We start from the raw sequence: 17,877 nt of genomic DNA on the forward strand, positions 1-17,877 counted from the left end.
AACGAACCGGGTATCCGCCCTGCGGATGCCCGGTTTTGTTTTTCCAGGCAGGAAATCGCGATGATATGACCAAAGCATTCTGATTGACTCGACATTTCTTTTCTTCCTTGTCTCCCTGCTCTTCCCTGTGGTAGTATTGCTAACCGGCTATAATGGGTGAGTGGGTCCGGATTCTGACATATTGCCAATGAAGAAAGGAGGGAGCATCATGTCCAACAGAACGACGGATTTACTGACGGGACTGCTTATTGGCGGTCTGATTGGCGCCGCGTTGGGCATCCTCTATGCCCCGAAGAGCGGCAAGGAGACGAGGGAGGATATCGGACGGAAATCGGAAGAATGGATGGCCAAGGCGAAAGAAGAGTATGAAGAAGCCGTTGAGCGGAGCAAGAAAATTTATGAAGCCACGGTGAGCCGTTTGAAGTCCATTGAGGAAGTGGCGAAGGAAAAGGCCGGCGATGTGGAAGGAAAGGTTTCAGAACTGGCGGCACAGGGTAAGGCCAGCCTTCAGGAAAATACCGGCCGATTGAAACGGGCTATCGATGCCGGCGTGGAGGCCTTCAAGGAGGAAAAGGGAAAGACCACCTGATTGTAAAAAAGCATCCGGAGTTTCATGAACATGCTGGAAATCAGTCTGATCATCATCAGCGGTGCTTTTCTCCTGTTCGTCCTTTTCCTGATTCCCTTCCTGCTTCAGATTTGGAGGGCGGCGAAGAATATTACCCTATCTCTGGAAATCCTCAACCACAGTCTTCCCGGGATTCTGAAGAATCTCGAAGAGACGTCCGCGAGTGTCAACCGGTCGACGTTGCTGGTCACTGCGCAAGTGGAAACACTTGCCATCTATATGCAGAAGTTTCATGGGCTCCTGGCCATTCTGGCGGAAGTGGAATCGATACTTCGCGGACGCCTGAGGCACCCGGTTGTTCGTTCATTGTCGACTCTCGCAGCGGCGGCAAGAGGTGTGCAGGCATTCTGGAGGGTCCTTCGTGCGCCGGATGGAAGCCGATCCCGTCGTGAATCCGCCTTGCCTGAATAAAGACGCGAACCAGGCGTCTGATAATCCATTCCGGTTTTTCCCATGGCAAAAGTAACGTATGGTCCAGGAACGGGCCGCTCCAAAAGTCGCATGGCGACGAAAAGCGGCGCGACGACGGGCCGTTCCCCTGAAGATCTCGTCCGGGAGTTGAAAAGAGATGCAGAACGAGCCCGGGATGAAGGGTATCGGGAACGATCGCTGGCCATCCATGGACTGGTCTGTGCCAAGTGCGGCCGGTCCTTTGATGCGGCCAACCGACATCTGCTGACGGTTCACCACCGGGACGGAAATCACCACAACAATCCGGCCGATGGAAGCAACTGGGAGAATCTCTGTATTTACTGCCATGAAGATGAACACAGCCGCGGGCTCCTTGGCGATTACCTGGAGGGAAATTCCGGCGGTTCCGAGGCCGGACTGGTTTACAGGGATGAAAGGCAACCATCCGCCGGGTCCTTCGGCCTCCTCGGGGACCGTCTGAAACAGGCCTTCCAGAAAACGAAAAAGTGAGTCTCCGAAACTCGTTTTTTCTCCGCAACCGATCAACATTCCTGAATAATCATTGATCATATTTCCTTGCTTCTCGAACCGTCTTGTAGTATGTGCATCAACGTTCGGATGGCTTCAAAGCGTCCGGGCTTCCGCGGTTCTCTACAATGAACGAGTTGTCCGGTACGAGCGAATAAAATCAAGAAAGGGAGGTAGGCTTCAGTGGACGTAATTGCACAAGGAAGCGGAAAGATCTTCACGGATCCGGATGCGGACAAGGCGCGGTCATTCTTCCGCACCAAAAACCGCAAACTGGAAAGCAAGGTTATGACCGTGAAAGATGCGGTCGAGAAATTCGTACATGACGGAGATTACCTGGTTCTCGGCGGTTTCGGCGCGAACAGGATCCCGGCGTCGGTGGCTCACGAGATCCTCCGGCAGGGAAGGAAAAACATGGGGTTTGCCGGTCACACGTCAACCCATGATTTCCAGATTCTGTGCGCAGGCGAGGTGTTCAACAAACTGGACGTGGCGTACATCGTCGGTCTGGAGGCCCGCGGTCTCTCTCCCAATGCCAGAAAGTACATGGAGAGCGGCAAGGTGGACGTAAGTGAATGGACGAACTATTCGCTGTCCGTCCGCTTCAAGGCCGCTGCGGCCGGCGTTTCTTTCCATCCGGCCCGGAATGTCATGGGAACGGATACCTTCAAGTTCAGCGGCGGAAAAATCATTGCCTGTCCCTTCACGGGAACGAAGTACATCGCCCAGCCGGCCATTTACCCGGATATCGCGGCCATTCATGTCCATGAGGCCGACATTTACGGAAACTGCCGCGTCCGGGGCATCACCGTGTCGGACTTCGACGTGGCACGGGCCGCCAAGCGGCTCATCATTACCTGCGAACGCCTGATCACCAATGATGAAATCCGGCGTGATCCAAGCCTGACGGTGATTCCTTACTGGTGCGTCGATGCGGTCTGCGAGGTTCCTTTCGGCAGCTATCCCGGAAACATGTATGGCGAATACTTCTCCGATGAAGACCATCTGCGGGAGTGGATGAAAGTCGAGCAGGATCCTGACGAGTTCAAGAAGTTCCTCGACAAGAACATTTACAGCTGCAAGGATCACTTCGACTACATCGACCGGAACGGAGGCATTCGGAAGATGCAGATGCTGCGCCAGAAGGAATTCATGTTCATCGGCGCCAGGTCTTAGGGAAAGGAGGAAACAGAGCAAATGGCTGATTACAATACAATGGAATTGATGATCTGCACCGCCGCCCGTGAGCTGGAAGACGGTGCTTCGGTCGGCGTCGGTACGGGTGCACCCTGTGCGGCGGCGATGCTGTCCCAGAAAACGGGATCCCCCAACCTCACCATTCTGTTCGAGGCGGGCGGAGCAGCTCCCCTGATTCCCGAGATGCCCATTTCCGTGGGTGATTCCCGGACGACCTGGAAAGCCCTCATGGCAAGCGGCATGTGCGAGATCATGGAAACGGCCTGCCGTGGAATGCTGGACTACACCTTTCTCGGCGGTGCCCAGATCGACATGTACGGAAACCTGAATTCCACGCGCATCGGGCCGGACCACCAGAAGCCCAAGGTCCGCTTCCCCGGGAGCGGCGGCGCCAACGATTTCGCCTCCTTCTGCTGGCGGATGATGGTCATGACCCCGCAGGATCCCAAGCGTTTCGCCGAGAAATGCTCTTTCATCACCACTCCCGGGTGGCTGGAAGGCGGCGATTCCCGCGCCAAGTCGGGTCTCCCTCTAGGAGCCGGACCCTATAAGATCATCACCAACATGGCCGTGATGGATTTCGAGCCCGAGTCCAAGCGGATGCGCATTGTTGCCGTCAATCCCGGCTATTCCGAGAAGGACGTGCAGGACAACTGCGGTTTTGAGCTTCTGAAGGCTCCCAAGATCATCGACAACCCGCCCCCGACGGCGGAGGAACTCCACATCCTAAGGGATGTCATCGATCCTTACCGTTACGTCATCGGCCGGTAAGCGAAAGACGGATTCAGTAAGGAAGGAAGAGAATACAAAGGGCCATGGCGGCATCAGCCGTCATGGCCCTTTTGTCTGACAGAACCGGGAAGGATCGACCATAGGACGTGCGCACCGGGATTCATCATTGTCGATGACACCGGGAGGAGTTATCCAACTGTTCGAGGGAGGACTCTCTCAACGGCTGATGATCCGGTGATTGTTCGCGCTGGTGACGGTTTTGTCCCCGACGGACGTTCCACAGACAACGCAGGTGTAATCGTACTTGTCGCCTTCCGACAGAACGAGGAGCAGCCGTTTTCTTACGGGTACGGCCTTCCGGCAGACGGGGCAGAAGAGCTGCGTCGCATCAAAATCCCTGAACTGTTCACCGGCCATGGAATCAGCATTTCCTCCGGATGGTCAGTCTTCGTCCGGTACGAATCGGACATTTTCCAGCCATGCCGCCGCCTCGCTGTCGCTTGGAGCCCGGTAATCCCCACGGGGGGACAGGGATCCGCCGGAACCGACTTTGGGGCTGTTGGGGATGCAGGATCGCTTGTACTGGCTCGTCTTGAAGAAGCGCTGCAGGTAGACGGTCAGCCATTTCTTGATCTCGCCGATGGAATAGCCGCGCTGTTTCTCCGGCGGTACATCGGGCCAGAGCCCCCGGTTCTTGTCCCGCCACGTGCAGTAGGCCATGAAGGCCACTTTGGCCGGCAGATAGCCGTAACGGGTAATGTAGAAATTGTTGAAGTCCTGCAGTTCGTACGGACCGACGAAATCTTCTGTCTTCTGTGCGGGACCGCCGTTTTCCTCGCCGGGGACAAGCTCCGGGCTGATCTCCGTGTTCAGGATGTCCAGCAGGATATTGCCGGTTTCCGCGGAGAACGGTCCCGATTGGGCTACCCAGCGGATCAGGTACTGAATCAGCGTCTTGGGAACGCTGGCATTCACGTTGTAATGGGACATGTGGTCGCCCACGCCGTAGGTGCACCATCCGAGGGCCAGTTCACTCAGGTCTCCTGTTCCCACGACCATGGCCTCCCGCATGTTGGCCAGGCGGAAAAGATGGGATGTCCGTTCGCCGGCCTGGATGTTCTCGAAGGTGATGTCATAGACTTTTTCCCCTTCCATAAAGGGGTGTCCGATGTCCCGCAGCATTTGGAGGCAGCTGGGACGGATGTCGATCTCGTTGGATTCGACCCCGAGTGATTCCATCAGCACGTGGGCGTTCCGGTATGTCCTGCCGGTGGTGGCGAAGCCGGGCATCGTATAGGCCTTGATGTTCGTCCGGGGTAGCTCCAGCAGATCCATCGTCCGGGCGGCCACGATCAGGGCATGGGTGGAGTCCAGCCCGCCGGAGATCCCGATGACGACGTTCCGTATGCCCGAGGCCTTCAGGCGCTTGGCCAGTCCCTGGACCTGAATGTTGTAAGCCTCGTAGCACCTCTGATCCCGTTTGCCCGGGTCCGCCGGGATATAGGGATAGCGGGCGTACTCGCGTTCCAGGAGGATTCGCCCGTCCGGCTCCTCCAAAAGGAAGGGGATGGTGCGGAATTGCTGAATGCGGTCCCGGTTGGCCCTCGCATTCTGTCCGAACGTCGTCATGCGCATCCGGTCCTGGACCAGGCGGTCCATGTCCACGTCGGCGAAGATGATCTGTGGATGCCGTGCGAACCGCTCCGATTCGGCCAGCAGGTTTCCGTTTTCGTGAATCATGGCGTGGCCGTCCCAAGCCAGGTCCGTCGTCGATTCACCGGGTCCCGCCGCCGCATAGAGGTAAGCGGCGATGCAGCGGGCGGACTGGTTGGCGGCCAGGCTCTGGCGGTATTCGGCCTTCCCGATCGTGATGTTCGAGGCGGAGAGATTGCAGATAATCGTGGCGCCGGCCATGGCCGCGTAACTGGACGGAGGAACGGGGACCCAGACGTCCTCGCAGAGTTCCGTGAATAGTTGGAACCCGGGATTGTTGGCGGCCCGGAACAGCAGGTCGGCGCCGAAGGGGATGCCTTCCTGCCCGCAGAGATCCACCGTCCGGGAGAGGGCCGTTTCCGCCGGGGCGAACTGTCTGGCCTCGTAGAATTCCCGGTAGTTCGGAAGATAGGATTTGACGGCTACACCCAGGATGCGGCCCCGATGGAGGACGATTCCGCAATTGAACAGGCGGCAGTCCACTCGCAGGGGCATCCCGACGACGATGACCGGCCGCAGTGCCGCCGTTTCGTCCAGAACCCTCTGGAGGGCTGTCCGGGCACTCACGAGGAGCGCGTCCTGGTGGAAGAGGTCCTCGTTGGAATACGCCGTCAGACCCAGCTCGGGGAACAGGGCCAGGGCGGCCTTGCCCTCATGGGCCTTGCGGGCCATCTCGATGGTTTTCTCCGCGTTGAAGGACGGATCGGCAACCTGAACCTCCGGTATGCAGACCGCCGCGCGAACAAAACCATGCCGATACAGGTTGAAGAAACGATCCCGGGTCTCCATGCTTCCCTTTCGATTCATTCCTGGATGCACTTTCCTTAAACGTCTTTTTCCAGGTATGCGTAGGCGCTGTGGTTGTGAATGCTTTCGAAGTTTTCGGCCTCCACACTGTACCAGGTGAAATTGTCGATCCTGTTCAGCTGCATGGCCACATTCCGGACCACGTCCTCCACGAACATAGGGTTTTCGTAGGCTTTCTCGGTCACGAATTTTTCGTCCGGCCTCTTCAGGAGGGAATATACCTCTCCACTACCCGACTCCTCGACGATCCGGATAAGGTCTTCAATCCAGAAGAACTTGCGAAACCGCACCTTGACCGTCACCATGCTTCTCTGGTTGTGGGCGCCCCGATTGCTGATCTCTTTGGAGCATGGACAGACGGTATTCACGGGCACCACGACGGACACAAGAAAATCGGAGCGACCGCCGCCGTTCTGCCCGCAAAACGTGCAACTGTACTCCATCAGGCTCTTTGCCCCGGTTACCGGGGCTGTTTTCTCGATGAAGTAGGGAAAGGAGATCTCCATATGGGCCGATTCGGCCCGCAGTTTCTCCCGGACTTTTTCCAGGATGACGTGAAACGTTCGAATGTTGATCCGTCCGCGGAACTCATTCAGGATCTCCACAAAGCGGCTCATGTGGGTACCCTTGAAATGATGCGGGAGATTCACATACATGCTGATGGTGGCGTTCACCTGCTGGGTGCCGAGGGCTTTGTCGAGGACGATGATGGGGTACTTGATGCCCTTGACGCCCACCTTCCGGATGTCAATCTTCCGGTGATCGTGCTGGTTCTGAACGTCGATCATGAATGCCGCCGGTTCGCCCCGTTCTGATATGTGGCCCGGGCGTCTTCCGATTCCCAGACCGTGACCCGGGAGACACGGACCCGGTCTGAATCGATTCCGCCCGCGAGGCGGTCATGAATCCATTTTGCCAGGTTTTCCGATGAGGGGTTGGTTGCCGCGAAAAAATCCATTTCGTTGAGATGCTTGTGATCCAGCATCTCCAGCGTCTCGTCCGTCCGGCGTTTGAGAAGCCGAAAGTCGATAAGCAGTCCTTCCCCGTCCAGAGATTCCCCTGCAACTGTCACGTCCACACGGAAGTTATGTCCATGAAGTGATTCACACTTTCCTCCGATATTCCGGAGGGTGTGAGCGGCGGAAAACGAACGGGTGATGGTCACTTCATACATGATCGGTCCTTCCCGGGGCGGCATCCCTTTCCTGATCCGGAAGCAGGTTATCTGCCGGAAACCGGTCTTTTGGAAGGGATGTTCGGGATCATTACCGTAGATGGAATTTTCTTGTAAAGGAAAAGTTTGGTGATATCTGTAACATCGGTGTATATACAGCGATCCGTGTCGGCAGTTGCCGTCGTGTTGCCCCGGGGACGGATTTCGCGTGCAAACGTGGATCCGGTGAATTTCCCCGGTGACCCGGAAAAAAGGCGGGTAATTTCCCCCCGGGCCGGCCGCTCCTCAAGGAATCCGATGAGGCCCTCCGGGGAGAGAGCACGGCATTTCTTGAGCTTTCCGCCGATGCGAGACGGTGTCGTTCCATTGGTATGCCGATTGCATAGCCATTTGCGACTTTCAAAATGAGAAAAAACAAACAGCATGGATGAAAAGGAGGTGGTAGGGGGGAGCCAGTTTGCAGTCATTCCATTCGGCATCAAACATGAACCAGAAAATTCAAGAAAAGGAGAAATGATATGCTGAAAACGTTCCGCAAGAAGAATCAGAAAGGTTTCACCCTGATCGAGCTCATGATCGTCATCGCGATCATCGGCATCCTGGCAGCCATCGCCATCCCGCAGTTCACCGCCTACAGGACCAGGGGTTATGAGGCGGCGGCCAAGGCGGATGCGAAGAATGCCTACACGGCGGCCCAGGCGCTGTTCTCCGACTCTCCGGGTGCCACCGCTGACATCGCGGCCCTGCAGTCCTACGGCTTCAAGTCCACGAACCTCGTCACCACGACGGTCACCGCCGGGACCCAGTCCGGCCTGGGCCTCACGTCGGTTCACGCCAGCGGAGGCAGGACCTACACGGTCACCGCAGACGGCGCGATTTCACCCTGATGTAGCATCCACGATCATAGAAAAGGGGTAGGGCATTCGTCTTACCCCTTTTTTATTTCCCCATTCCCGGATTTCTTCCATTATGCGAATATCAAACGAGAAATCGCTGCCGCTCCTGCTCTGCCTCTTCCTGACGCTGGCCGTTGTGGCCGTCTACAGCCAGGTACAGACCTTCAAGCTTGTCCGATACGACGATATGGTCTATGTGGCTGAAAATCAGCATGTTTTGGCCGGGCTGTCACGGGAGGGTGTCCGGTGGGCCTTCTGGAATGACGAAGCGGGTTTCTGGCACCCCCTGACCTGGCTGTCCCTGATGGCGGATGCCCAGCTCTACGGGCTCTGGTCCGGGGGATATCACCGGACAAGTGCCCTCCTCCATCTGGGAAGCACCCTTCTTTTGTTTCTGTTTCTGTTCAAGATAACGGGCGCTCCCCGGAGGAGCGCCGCCGTGGCGGTGCTGTTCGCCCTTCATCCCCTCAACGTGGAGCCGGTAGCCTGGGTCGCCCAGCGAAAGGACGTCCTCTCCATGTTCTTCGCCATGGCGACCTTGCTGGCCTATGGTTTCTATGCGAAACGTCCCCGCGTATCCCTCTATTTCGTGGTCCTGGTTCTTTATTTCCTGGGGCTGATGGCCAAACCGATGATTGTGACCCTGCCGTGCGTGATGCTCCTTCTCGACGTCTGGCCCCTCCGGAGACTGTGCCTGTTCCGTCCGTCCGGCCCTTCCGGCGTGGAGGATCAGGGATTCCCGGAGGTCCGGCTCCATAAGGCGATTCTGGAGAAGCTGCCCTTGTTCCTGCTTTCGGCGGCGGCCTCAATTCTTGTTGTCCTCACGGAGCAGAAAATCGGAGCCCTGTCCTCCCTGGATGCCGTTCCCATGAGCGCCCGGATTGCCAATGCCGTCGTGTCCTATGCCCTTTACCTCGGGAAGATGCTCTGGCCCGTCAACCTGGCTTTTTTCTATCCCCATCCCGTCACGGTGTCCGCGGGCCCGTTTGTTCTTGCCCTGGCCGTTCTGGCTGCCGTCACCGCCCTGGTCGTGTTCAGAGGCCGGCGTTTTCTCTATCTCCCGGTGGGGTGGCTGTGGTATCTGGGAGCACTGGTGCCGATGATCGGACTGATCCAGGTGGGGCCCCATGCCCTTGCCGACCGCTATACATACCTGCCGATGATCGGAGTGTATATGGCGATCGTCTGGGGCGCCGCGGACGCAGCCGTGGCATGGAACGTACGGAAACCGGTTGTGATCTCAGTCTGCATGGTTGTTCTTGCCGCTCTGGCCGCCGGCTCATGGATGCAGCTCCGGCACTGGCAGAACAGTTTCACCCTTTTCGAGCACGCCCTGCGCGTGACGGAAGGAAACTACATCGCCGAAAACAATCTCGGCCTGGCCTGGTATCACGAGGGAAAGATGGATGAGGCGTTGACCCATTTCCGGGCGGCTTTGGCGATGAATCCGGAGTATTCCCTTGTTTACAGCAACATGGGATCCGCGCTGTTTCAAAAAGGCAAATACGGCGAGGCGGAGACGTACCTCCGCGAGGCGGTCCGCCGTTCCCCTTCCGAGGGCGGTTATCACCACAACCTGGCCAGCACCCTCTTTCAGCTTGGGTCCTATGAGGAGGCGGCCGGGCAGTACCGGGAGGCCCTTCGGCTGGGTCATGAAAAGGCGGAGACCTACAGCGGGCTTGGGATGGCTCTCCTGAAAACGGGACATCGGGAGGAAGCGATCCGGATGTTCGGCGAGGCCCTCCGGATCGATCCCAGCCATGGCCGGGCGCTCGAACAGTGGAACCGGCTGAGGGAGCCATGAGCGTTCCCACCCCGCTCCCGCATCTGAAAACCTGGATCCTCATCGGACTGGCGGCGCTGGTCCTGCTGTCCTTCCAAGGTGTATTCCAGAACGGATTCATTCATTACGACGATCATGTCTATGTCACCGACAATCCGCACGTGCGGGGCGGGCTGTCCGCAGAGGGGATCCGATGGGCCTTCACGGCGACCGACGCGGGATTCTGGCACCCCCTGACCTGGCTCTCCCTCATGGCGGATGCCCAGCTGTTCCGGCTCAATCCCGCCGGATACCACGGGACGAGCCTTCTCCTTCATCTCCTGACGACGGCCCTCCTGTTTCTCGTCTTATCCGGACTCACCGGGCGGGTCTGGCCGAGCGCCTTCGCGGCGGCGCTCTTCGGCGTCCATCCTCTCCAGGTGGAGCCGGTGGCCTGGGTGGCGGCCCGCAAGGACGTGCTCTGCGCGTTTTTCTGGGTTGCCGCCATGGGGCTTTACGGCTGGTATGCCCTGCGGCCGGGTATTCTTCGTTATGGGGCCCTGGCGGCGGTCTTTTTCATGGGGCTGATGGCCAAGCCCATGGTCATGACCCTTCCCTTCGTTCTCCTTCTCCTCGATGTATGGCCGCTGAACCGTCTGGACTTCGGCGGCGGGAAAGGGTTTGCCGACCGGGGGGAGACAAGGCGCTTCCGGCCCGCCACCTGGAAATCCGCCTTGCTGGAGAAGGTACCCCTGCTGGTGATGGCGGCGGGCGTTGCGTCGGTGACCTTCTTTGCCGAAGCCAAGGTCGGCGCCCTGAAGCCCCTGGAGGCGTTTCCCCTTTCGGAGCGCCTCGGAAACGCCCTGGTCTCGTACGTGCGCTATCTGGGCAAGACGCTCTGGCCGGCCGATCTGTCCATCCACTATGCCCATCCCGGCGTCTGGCCGCTGTGGATCATCCTCGGATCGGCCGTTCTCCTGGCGGCGATTACCCTGGCGGTCCTGATGGGATTCCGGAGACGTCCTTATCTGACGACGGGCTGGCTCTGGTTTCTGGGCACCCTGATCCCCGTTATCGGGATCGTGCAGATCGGTTCCCATGCCATGGCGGACCGTTACGCCTGTCTCCCCTCCATCGGACTGTTTCTGATGGTTGCCTGGGGCGGAGCGGATTGTGTGAAAGCCTGGTTTCCTTCCCGCGCCCGGCTTCTTTCGGCTGCAGCCGTTCTGCTTCTGCTGCCGGTGCTTGCGGTCATGGACCGAAATCAGGTAACACGCTGGCGGGACGCCGTTTCCATCTTTCGTCATGCCGCCCGGGTAGAGCCGAACAACGCCCTGGTGCAGAACAACCTGGGGGCCGCCCTGACCCGGGCCGAGAAGAGCGCCGAGGCGATCGGCCCTTTGCGGCAGGCGCTGAGAATCAGGCCGGACTACGCAGAAGCGGCCTTCAACCTGGGGGCCGCGCTGGCGGAACAGGGGGACCGGGAAGAGGCGCTTCTGTGGTATGACCGGGCTCTGGAGCTCCATCCCGGTTTCGCGGAGGCGTATAACAACAAGGGGATTCTGGCCGCGGAAAGCGGTCGCTTCAGCGAAGCGGCCGAACTGTTTCAAAAAGCTCTGACCATCCGGCCGGATTACCGGGAGGCCAGATCGAACTGGGCGAGGGTAATGGCGGAGCGCCGGCGTTGACCGGTCCGCCTTCTGCTCGGGAGTGGATCCTTGCATGAATGAATCACCGGGTCTTCGTGGCGGTCTGTGGGAATCCTTCACCTGGCGCCACGCGCTATTCGTTTATCTTCTTCTGACAGGCGTTCTGTTTGCCGACGTCCTCTTTACGGGCGACGACGTCGTTCTCTCGGCAAAATACCTGGACCTGTACGCCGGGGAGATGTCGGGGATGGAATTCCAGCTGCGGGAGCTGGCGCAGGGAAATCTGCCGCTCTGGAATCCTCACGTTTTTTCGGGGACGCCGAACCTGTCCACGCCTCTGTACCCGTCCAACCTGCTTGGCCTTTTGCTCGCCCCGGCCAAGGCCGTCAACGGGCAGATCGCGCTCCATGTCTTCCTGATCGGCTTTTTCATGTACCTCTGGGCGTCCCGTCGGGGGTTGCACCCCCTGGCCTCGCTGGCAAGCGGCGTCATGATCATGTTTTCCGGCTCATTCTATCTGCATGTTTATGCGGGGCACATGGGCAACCTCTTCGCCATGGCTTGGGTACCCCTGCTTTTTCTGGCCGTGGACGCGATCCTGGATCGCCCGTCCCCCGGCCCGGTTGCGGGCGGCTCCGTGGTTGCGGCCATGCAGATCCTCACGGGCCAATACCAGTATGTCTACTACACAGCCCTGGCGGCCTCGGTGTACGTTCTTCTCCATCTCCGGTTCATCACCCCGCCGGGGAGGCGCTGGACGGCCCTGGGCGCCCTTTGCGCGATCCCGGCGGGAGCGGTTGCCTTGAGCGCGTTCAATCTTTTCCCCAGCCTGTCGGCCAGTACGGAGAGCGTTCGTTCGGCCGGGGTTTCCTACGAATTCGCCTCCATGTTCAGCCTGCCGCCGGAAAACCTGCTGACGCTGGTGATCCCGTTCTTCTTCGGGGACATGACATCGATCCCTTATTGGGGCCGCTGCTACCTCTGGGAGATGTGCCTTTTCGCCGGGATCACAGGGCTTGTGTTTGCGGTTTACGGAGCCGTCTGCGGAGAGAAGGACAAGCGCCGCCATATCCCGATCATGGTGCTGATCATGGCGATCCTGGCCCTCGGGGTTCACACGCCCCTCTTCTCCGTTCTGTTCAACTGGCTGCCCGGATTCAGTTCCTTTCGCGGGACCTCGAAGTTCGCGTTCCAGGCCGTTGTCTTCGTCGCTCTCCTGGCCGGGATCGGACTGGACGGCCTGATCCGCCGGCGGGCATTCCCCAGGGCGGGGATCCTGCTGGCGTGCCTGGCGGGCCTCGGTCTCCTGTCGTTCTCCCTCTGGCTGTTCCATGTCTCTTCGGACGGAACGGCGGAAGGGCTCTGGATGCGGCTGGTACTTGGGATCACCGGAACGGGGGAATCCTATCTTCCGGCGTCGCTGTTTCAGAACGCGGCGTTCGTGGCGCAGACGGCGGGCTTCGCCGCCCGGGGCGTCCTGATTGCGGCAACGGTCCTGCTGGCCGCGGCTCTCCTCCTCTGGATCGCCAACAAGGATTCCCGGGCGGTTTATCTCCTGCTGCTCCTGATCCTGCTGGAGGGGTTTGTCTTTGCCTGGGTCAGTCGTCCCGTGTTTCACTACCGGGAGACGTTCATCCCGGAGTTCCGGAAGTTCTATGCGGCCAGAGCCGGCGATTACCGGGTACTCAACCGGGTGTTGCCCAATTCGGCCATGTCGACGGGGAGCCGCGACATATGGGGATACGGGCCGATGGTGCTGAAGCGGTACGCCGAGTTCATGGCCGTTACCCAGGGGGTGGATCCCGACAGGGCGTCAACCTACCTTCCCCTGCACGCGTACCATCCGCTCTGGGACCTTCTTCGCGTCCGCTTCATCCTGATGCCGGCCAAGGATGGAATAGCTGTCCGGGAGATGGAATCCGGCATCCCAAGGGTCCAACTGCTGACGGATTGGAAGACGGCGAAGACGAGGAACGAAGTGCTCGCGCTTTTGACCGATCCGGCCTTCGATCCCAGGAGAACCGTGATCCTGGAGGAATCCCCGGGGATTATCGGGGGATCCCCCTTGCCGGTCGGGACCTGCTCCATCCGGGATGACGGGGGGGGCCGCATGATCGTCAACGCGAAAACGGATCGGGCGGCGATTCTTCTCATTGCGGAGAATTACAGCAACGGCTGGCGGATCGAGTCCATGGGGCAACAACCGCCGGCGCCGTACAGGCTTGTACCCGCCGACCATACCCTGATGGCGGTTTCCCTGTCCCCGGGAGAGCACGCCTTTACGGTTCGGTACCGGCCGCGCTCGTTTGTCACGGGGACGTGGATATCCGCGACGGCCTGGATTCTTCTGGCCGGGTGGGCGGCGGCAGCGGGAATCCGCCGCCTCCGCAGGGTGCGGCCATGAAGAAGGGTGAGACGATTCGCCTCCGGGAAGGCGACGGGCGCTATGGTAAGGGCGGGATCGGGAGACGCGTCGAAACCGTCCTGGCACTGTCGATTTTCCTTCTGGTCCTGATCGTTTTCGGCCAGACGGGCGGTTTCGACTTCATCCATTTCGACGACAACGTATACGTGACCGGCAACGCCCATGTCCGTTCCGGTCTGACCGGCCCCTCCGTTGCATGGGCCTTCTCGACCCTCGAGGAAGGGTTCTGGCATCCCCTGACATGGCTTTCGCTGATGCTGGATGCCCGGCTGTACGGTGCCTGGGCGGGCGGGTTCCACTGGACGAACGTCCTGCTCCACGGGCTGTCCGCGATCATCCTCTTCCTGACGCTGTCCCGCATGACAGACGCTCCATGGCGGAGCGCCTTCGTGGCGGGCCTCTTTGCCGTTCACCCACTTCACGTCGAGTCCGTGGCGTGGGTGGCCGAGCGGAAGGATGTTCTCTGCGGCTTTTTCTGGATGGCCTCCCTGGCGGCCTATGCCTGGTATGCGCTCCGCCCCGGTTTCTGGCGATACGGACTCCTCCTGGCCGTATTCCTTCTCGGGCTGATGGCCAAGCCGATGATCGTCACCCTGCCGTTTGTCCTTCTTCTCCTCGACGCCTGGCCCCTCCGTCGTGATGCGGCGCTCCTGGGAATTTTAGGGAAGAGGGAATTCAGCAAGGCATCCTGGTGGTGGCTGATCCTGGAAAAAATCCCGCTGCTGGCGATTTCCGCCGGGTTTTCCGCCTTGGCCTATTGGGCCGAATTCCGGGCGGGTGCTCTCGGCCCCGGCGACGTCTATCCCATTGCGGATCGGGTGGCGAACGCCCTGGTTTCGTATACTTCCTATCTCCAGCACCTGTTCTGGCCGACAGGCCTGGCTCCCTTCTATCCGCATCCGGGCCGATGGCCGGAAGGCGAGGTTCTTCTCTCCGGGATTGTACTGGCGGTCATCAGTAGCGCTGTTTTCGCCCTGGCGAGACGGCGTCCCTGGCTGGGCGTAGGCTGGCTCTGGTATCTTGGCACCCTGGTGCCGGTAAGCGGGATCGTCCAGATCGGCAATATCGCCATGGCGGACCGGTTTACCTACATCCCCCTGATCGGTCCGGCCGTCATGCTGGCGTGGGGCGTTTCGGATCTGCCGGGGCGGTCCGGCGCAGGCAGAAGGGTTGCCGTCCTGGCGGGCATGCTCCTCCTGGCTGTCTGTGCCCTGCTTTCTCGGCATCAGGCGGCGTACTGGGAGAATACGGAGACGCTCTTCCGGCATACCCTCGCGGTGACGGAGAGGAATTACAAAGCGCACCATGCCCTGGGGCTGGCTCTTCACGAACGGGGTCTCTCCGCCGACGCAATCCGCCACCTCGGGCTCTCCCTTGAACTGCGGGAAGATTCCCGTGCCCGCAATGACCTGGGCGTCGCGCTGATGGGCGCGGGCCGGTTCCGGGAGGCGGAAGCACAGTTCCGGAGGGCGGTCGCCCTTCGTCCCGCCACGGCGAAATACTGGAACAACCTGGGCGCCGCCGTGGCCTCGCAGGATCGACCGTCCGAGGCGGTTCCCTTGTTCCGGGAGGCTCTCCGGCTTCGGCCCGATTACGGGGAAGCCCGGCGAAACCTGGAGCAGGCCCTGGGTGTGCCGCCGGGAGCTTCTCCCCCAATCCGTCGGAAATAACACCGATTCTTTTCTGTGCGGAGATTGAGAGGCGGTGAAACCGTCCGCTCCTTCAGGAAGCGGTTCCGGACGCTTTGTTCCTCTCCGCAAGGCAGGCGAGGACTGTACGGAGGATCTCCTCGACGGTGATGACCTGCATGCACCGGTTGTCGTTACAGGGAGAGAACCGGTGGTTGAAGGCGTTCACGCAGGGGCTGCAGGCCAGCTTCGCATATATTGTACGGGGACGTCCCCCGATGGCACCGAAGAGGTGCGGGGTTTCCGGTCCGAAGAGGACGACGTTGTCGATGTCCGTCATGGAGGCGAAGTGGCCGGGACCGCTGTCGTTGGTCACCAGGACGTCGGCGAGTGTATACAGGACCAAGAGCTCCCGGAGCGTTGTCCTGCCGGCCAGCGTTACGGCCCGCCGGGATCCGATCCGGCTGCAGACCGCCTCTGCCGATGCCGCTTCCGACGGGGCGCCGGTTATGATCAGCCGCACATCCGGTCTCTTCTCGAGAATCTTCCGTCCCAGGGCGATAAAGTTTTCCGTGGACCACTTCCGCAGGGGAAGAAGGTCGCCGGCGTTGGGATTCAGGAGGACCAGCGGACCGCTTCCCGCCTCCCCCCAGATGTCCGCCAGTCGCTTCTCCAGCCGCCCGGTTTCCTCCTCGGTCGGCCGGAAACGGGGGGCCGTCACGGCAAGGTCCCTTTCCGGAATCTTGGATAACGGGATCTCTCCCGGTGACCTTGCCAGCGCCTCCACCAGGAGCAGGTAAGCCTTGGCCGTGTGAAAGTACGGATTGTACTGAACCCGGTGGGTCATCAGGTCGCCGCGATAGGGGGCCTCGCTGGTGAACCGATGCAGGCCCACCCGGCGTTCCGCGCCGGTGAGGAAGGAAATGATGGCCGAGGCGCGGGCAAAAAATTCGAGGTCCACCACCGCATCGATCCGAAGCTTTCGGACCCGGATCAGGGCGGAAAGGATGTCCCGGGAAAAGGTGAGAAAATCACGGTTCCGGATGATCAGCACGTTTTCCGCTGGCAGGAGGTCCAGGATAAAAAGGATCTCCCGGTTTTCCTCAAACACCATGAAATATACGTTTTCGCGGCCGGCCTGATCGATGGCCCGTCGAAGGGCGCTGTAGGCCAGCACGGTTGCCCCCTGCTCGATGAGCTTGATGAAAAGGATCTTCCGCACCGGCGGAGGAGACAAAGGGCGCGGCGCGAAGGCATCCCACAGGCGCCGCAGCATCGTGAGGAAAAAACAGATTCCCTTTCCGGTCCAAACATCAATAATCCGTATCGTTTCCGCTTTCAAGGCACCTTTCCTGTCCGGGACCGGGGGGTAGGCGGGGTGGAGGTCCCGGAATCTGCTTGCGCCTTTCATACGGGAATCCTTGAGGAAAAGCAATCGGGAACATTTTCTCTTGACACCCTTTGGTGAATCGGGTACTTGTTCACCAACTGACCGATGGTCAGTAAATGACCGTCATTCATATTCATGACTTACGGTCATTGATCTCCGGGGAACCAACGTGGGACTTGAAGAGAGAAGAAGACGGGAGAAGGAAAACCGGAGGGCGGCCATCCTCAAGGCGGCCAGAAAGCTCTTTTTTGAAAAAGGTTTCAAGCCGGTAACGGTAGAGAGCATCGCCCAGAAGGCCGAACTCAGCAAGGGGTCCATCTATCTGTACTTCAACAGCAAGGAGGAGATCTACACGCAGATCCTCCTGAGCGACATCGACAAGTTTCACAAAGGAATCGCCAATCTGTTCCGCACCGGGGAAACGGCGTCCGATCTTCTCGTCGAGTTGGCCAAAATCTACATCAATTTCTTCCTGGGCGACAAGGAGCTGTTCCGGATTCTCATGACCTTCATGCTCCATACGGAGCACATGAATCTTCCGGAAGAACTGAACCGCCACGTTGTCAAGACCACGAACAAAACCATCAGCGTCATCGAGAAAATCTTCCAGTACGGGGTGGACCGGGGAGAATTCCCGCCCACGATGAATCTCCGCCTGAACCGTGACGTCATATGGGGTCTTCTCAACGGAATCATTTCCCTTCACCTCTTTACCGGGTTGGAAGGCCGGAGAGAGGAGCGCATTCGCTCTACTGTCGAGGAAGGGATACGGGAGGTCATCCGCGGTCTGACGACCCCGGAAACAGCAGCGGAAGACCAGATGAAGACGGCTGCAGGCGGAAGAACGGACCGGTAGAAGCAACGCCGGCACCCCGGACGTACAGAAAGGCGGAAACGTCGTTTTCAGTAAACGTAACGGACATTTGGGAAGGAGGTT

Annotated in this window: 16 protein-coding genes; 11 read left to right on the top strand and 5 right to left on the bottom strand. The window is 59.6% G+C overall.

The window, feature by feature from the left end:
- Positions 1-208: 208 nt before the first annotated feature.
- From HPY65_03925 to HPY65_03945, 5 genes are all read left to right on the top strand, one after another.
- A complete protein-coding gene (locus HPY65_03925; protein NPU83616.1) occupies positions 209-589 on the top strand; it encodes a YtxH domain-containing protein in 381 nt (126 codons plus the stop codon).
- Positions 590-619: 30 nt separating this feature from the next.
- Positions 620-1,039, top strand: coding sequence for a DUF948 domain-containing protein (locus tag HPY65_03930; protein ID NPU83617.1), 420 nt, complete (start codon positions 620-622; stop codon positions 1,037-1,039).
- A gap of 90 nt (positions 1,040-1,129) precedes the next feature.
- On the top strand, positions 1,130-1,549 hold the full coding sequence (locus HPY65_03935; protein ID NPU83618.1) for an HNH nuclease family protein: 420 nt from the start codon (positions 1,130-1,132) through the stop codon (positions 1,547-1,549).
- Between the two features lie 201 nt (positions 1,550-1,750).
- Entirely contained in the window at positions 1,751-2,743 is a 993-nt protein-coding gene (locus HPY65_03940; protein NPU83619.1) for a CoA transferase subunit A, read from the top strand.
- Between the two features lie 21 nt (positions 2,744-2,764).
- Positions 2,765-3,535, top strand: a complete 771-nt coding sequence (locus HPY65_03945; GenBank protein NPU83620.1) for a 3-oxoacid CoA-transferase — start codon at positions 2,765-2,767, stop codon at positions 3,533-3,535.
- 177 nt (positions 3,536-3,712) lie between these two features.
- Here HPY65_03945 and HPY65_03950 read toward each other — a convergent pair whose 3' ends face one another.
- Genes HPY65_03950 through queD form a run of 4 tightly spaced genes read right to left on the bottom strand, consistent with a single transcriptional unit; the run spans position 3,713 to position 7,190 of the window.
- Positions 3,713-3,913 carry a cytoplasmic protein gene (locus HPY65_03950; GenBank protein NPU83621.1) on the bottom strand — a complete coding sequence of 67 codons (201 nt, stop codon included), beginning with the start codon at positions 3,911-3,913 and terminating at the stop codon, positions 3,713-3,715.
- A gap of 24 nt (positions 3,914-3,937) precedes the next feature.
- Positions 3,938-5,998 (bottom strand): NAD(+) synthase, encoded by a 2,061-nt coding sequence (locus tag HPY65_03955; GenBank protein NPU83622.1) that lies wholly within the window; start codon positions 5,996-5,998, stop codon positions 3,938-3,940.
- 35 nt (positions 5,999-6,033) lie between these two features.
- Positions 6,034-6,804, bottom strand: a complete 771-nt coding sequence (locus tag HPY65_03960; protein NPU83623.1) for a GTP cyclohydrolase I FolE2 — start codon at positions 6,802-6,804, stop codon at positions 6,034-6,036.
- Entirely contained in the window at positions 6,801-7,190 is a 390-nt protein-coding gene (queD, locus tag HPY65_03965) for a 6-carboxytetrahydropterin synthase QueD (protein NPU83624.1), read from the bottom strand. The genes HPY65_03960 and queD overlap by 4 nt, the downstream gene beginning before the upstream one ends.
- 518 nt (positions 7,191-7,708) lie before the next feature.
- Between queD and HPY65_03970 the strand changes: the two genes are divergently transcribed.
- The 5 genes from HPY65_03970 (at position 7,709) to HPY65_03990 (ending at position 15,592) form a co-directional block, all read left to right on the top strand.
- Entirely contained in the window at positions 7,709-8,077 is a 369-nt protein-coding gene (locus HPY65_03970) for a prepilin-type N-terminal cleavage/methylation domain-containing protein (GenBank protein ID NPU83625.1), read from the top strand.
- An 82-nt stretch (positions 8,078-8,159) separates the two neighbouring features.
- Positions 8,160-9,890: a tetratricopeptide repeat protein gene (locus tag HPY65_03975; protein NPU83626.1), complete on the top strand. Its 1,731-nt coding sequence runs from the start codon at positions 8,160-8,162 to the stop codon at positions 9,888-9,890.
- Positions 9,887-11,536 (top strand): tetratricopeptide repeat protein, encoded by a 1,650-nt coding sequence (locus tag HPY65_03980; GenBank protein ID NPU83627.1) that lies wholly within the window; start codon positions 9,887-9,889, stop codon positions 11,534-11,536. The genes HPY65_03975 and HPY65_03980 overlap by 4 nt, the downstream gene beginning before the upstream one ends.
- Before the next feature lie 34 nt (positions 11,537-11,570).
- The gene (locus HPY65_03985; GenBank protein ID NPU83628.1) at positions 11,571-13,901 is read left to right on the top strand and encodes a hypothetical protein; all 2,331 of its coding nucleotides are present in this window, start codon (positions 11,571-11,573) and stop codon (positions 13,899-13,901) included.
- Entirely contained in the window at positions 13,898-15,592 is a 1,695-nt protein-coding gene (locus HPY65_03990) for a tetratricopeptide repeat protein (GenBank protein NPU83629.1), read from the top strand. Before HPY65_03985 ends, HPY65_03990 begins: the two co-directional genes overlap by 4 nt.
- Positions 15,593-15,644: 52 nt before the next feature.
- Here the strand turns inward: HPY65_03990 and HPY65_03995 are convergent, their stop codons facing one another.
- Positions 15,645-16,892: a glycosyltransferase family 9 protein gene (locus HPY65_03995; GenBank protein ID NPU83630.1), complete on the bottom strand. Its 1,248-nt coding sequence runs from the start codon at positions 16,890-16,892 to the stop codon at positions 15,645-15,647.
- A gap of 217 nt (positions 16,893-17,109) precedes the next feature.
- Between HPY65_03995 and HPY65_04000 the strand changes: the two genes are divergently transcribed.
- Complete coding sequence (locus HPY65_04000) at positions 17,110-17,796, top strand: TetR/AcrR family transcriptional regulator (GenBank protein ID NPU83631.1); 687 nt, start codon at positions 17,110-17,112, stop codon at positions 17,794-17,796.
- Positions 17,797-17,877: the final 81 nt, after the last annotated feature.

This window comes from Syntrophaceae bacterium (genome assembly GCA_013177825.1).
Lineage (GTDB): Bacteria > Desulfobacterota > Syntrophia > Syntrophales > PHBD01 > PHBD01.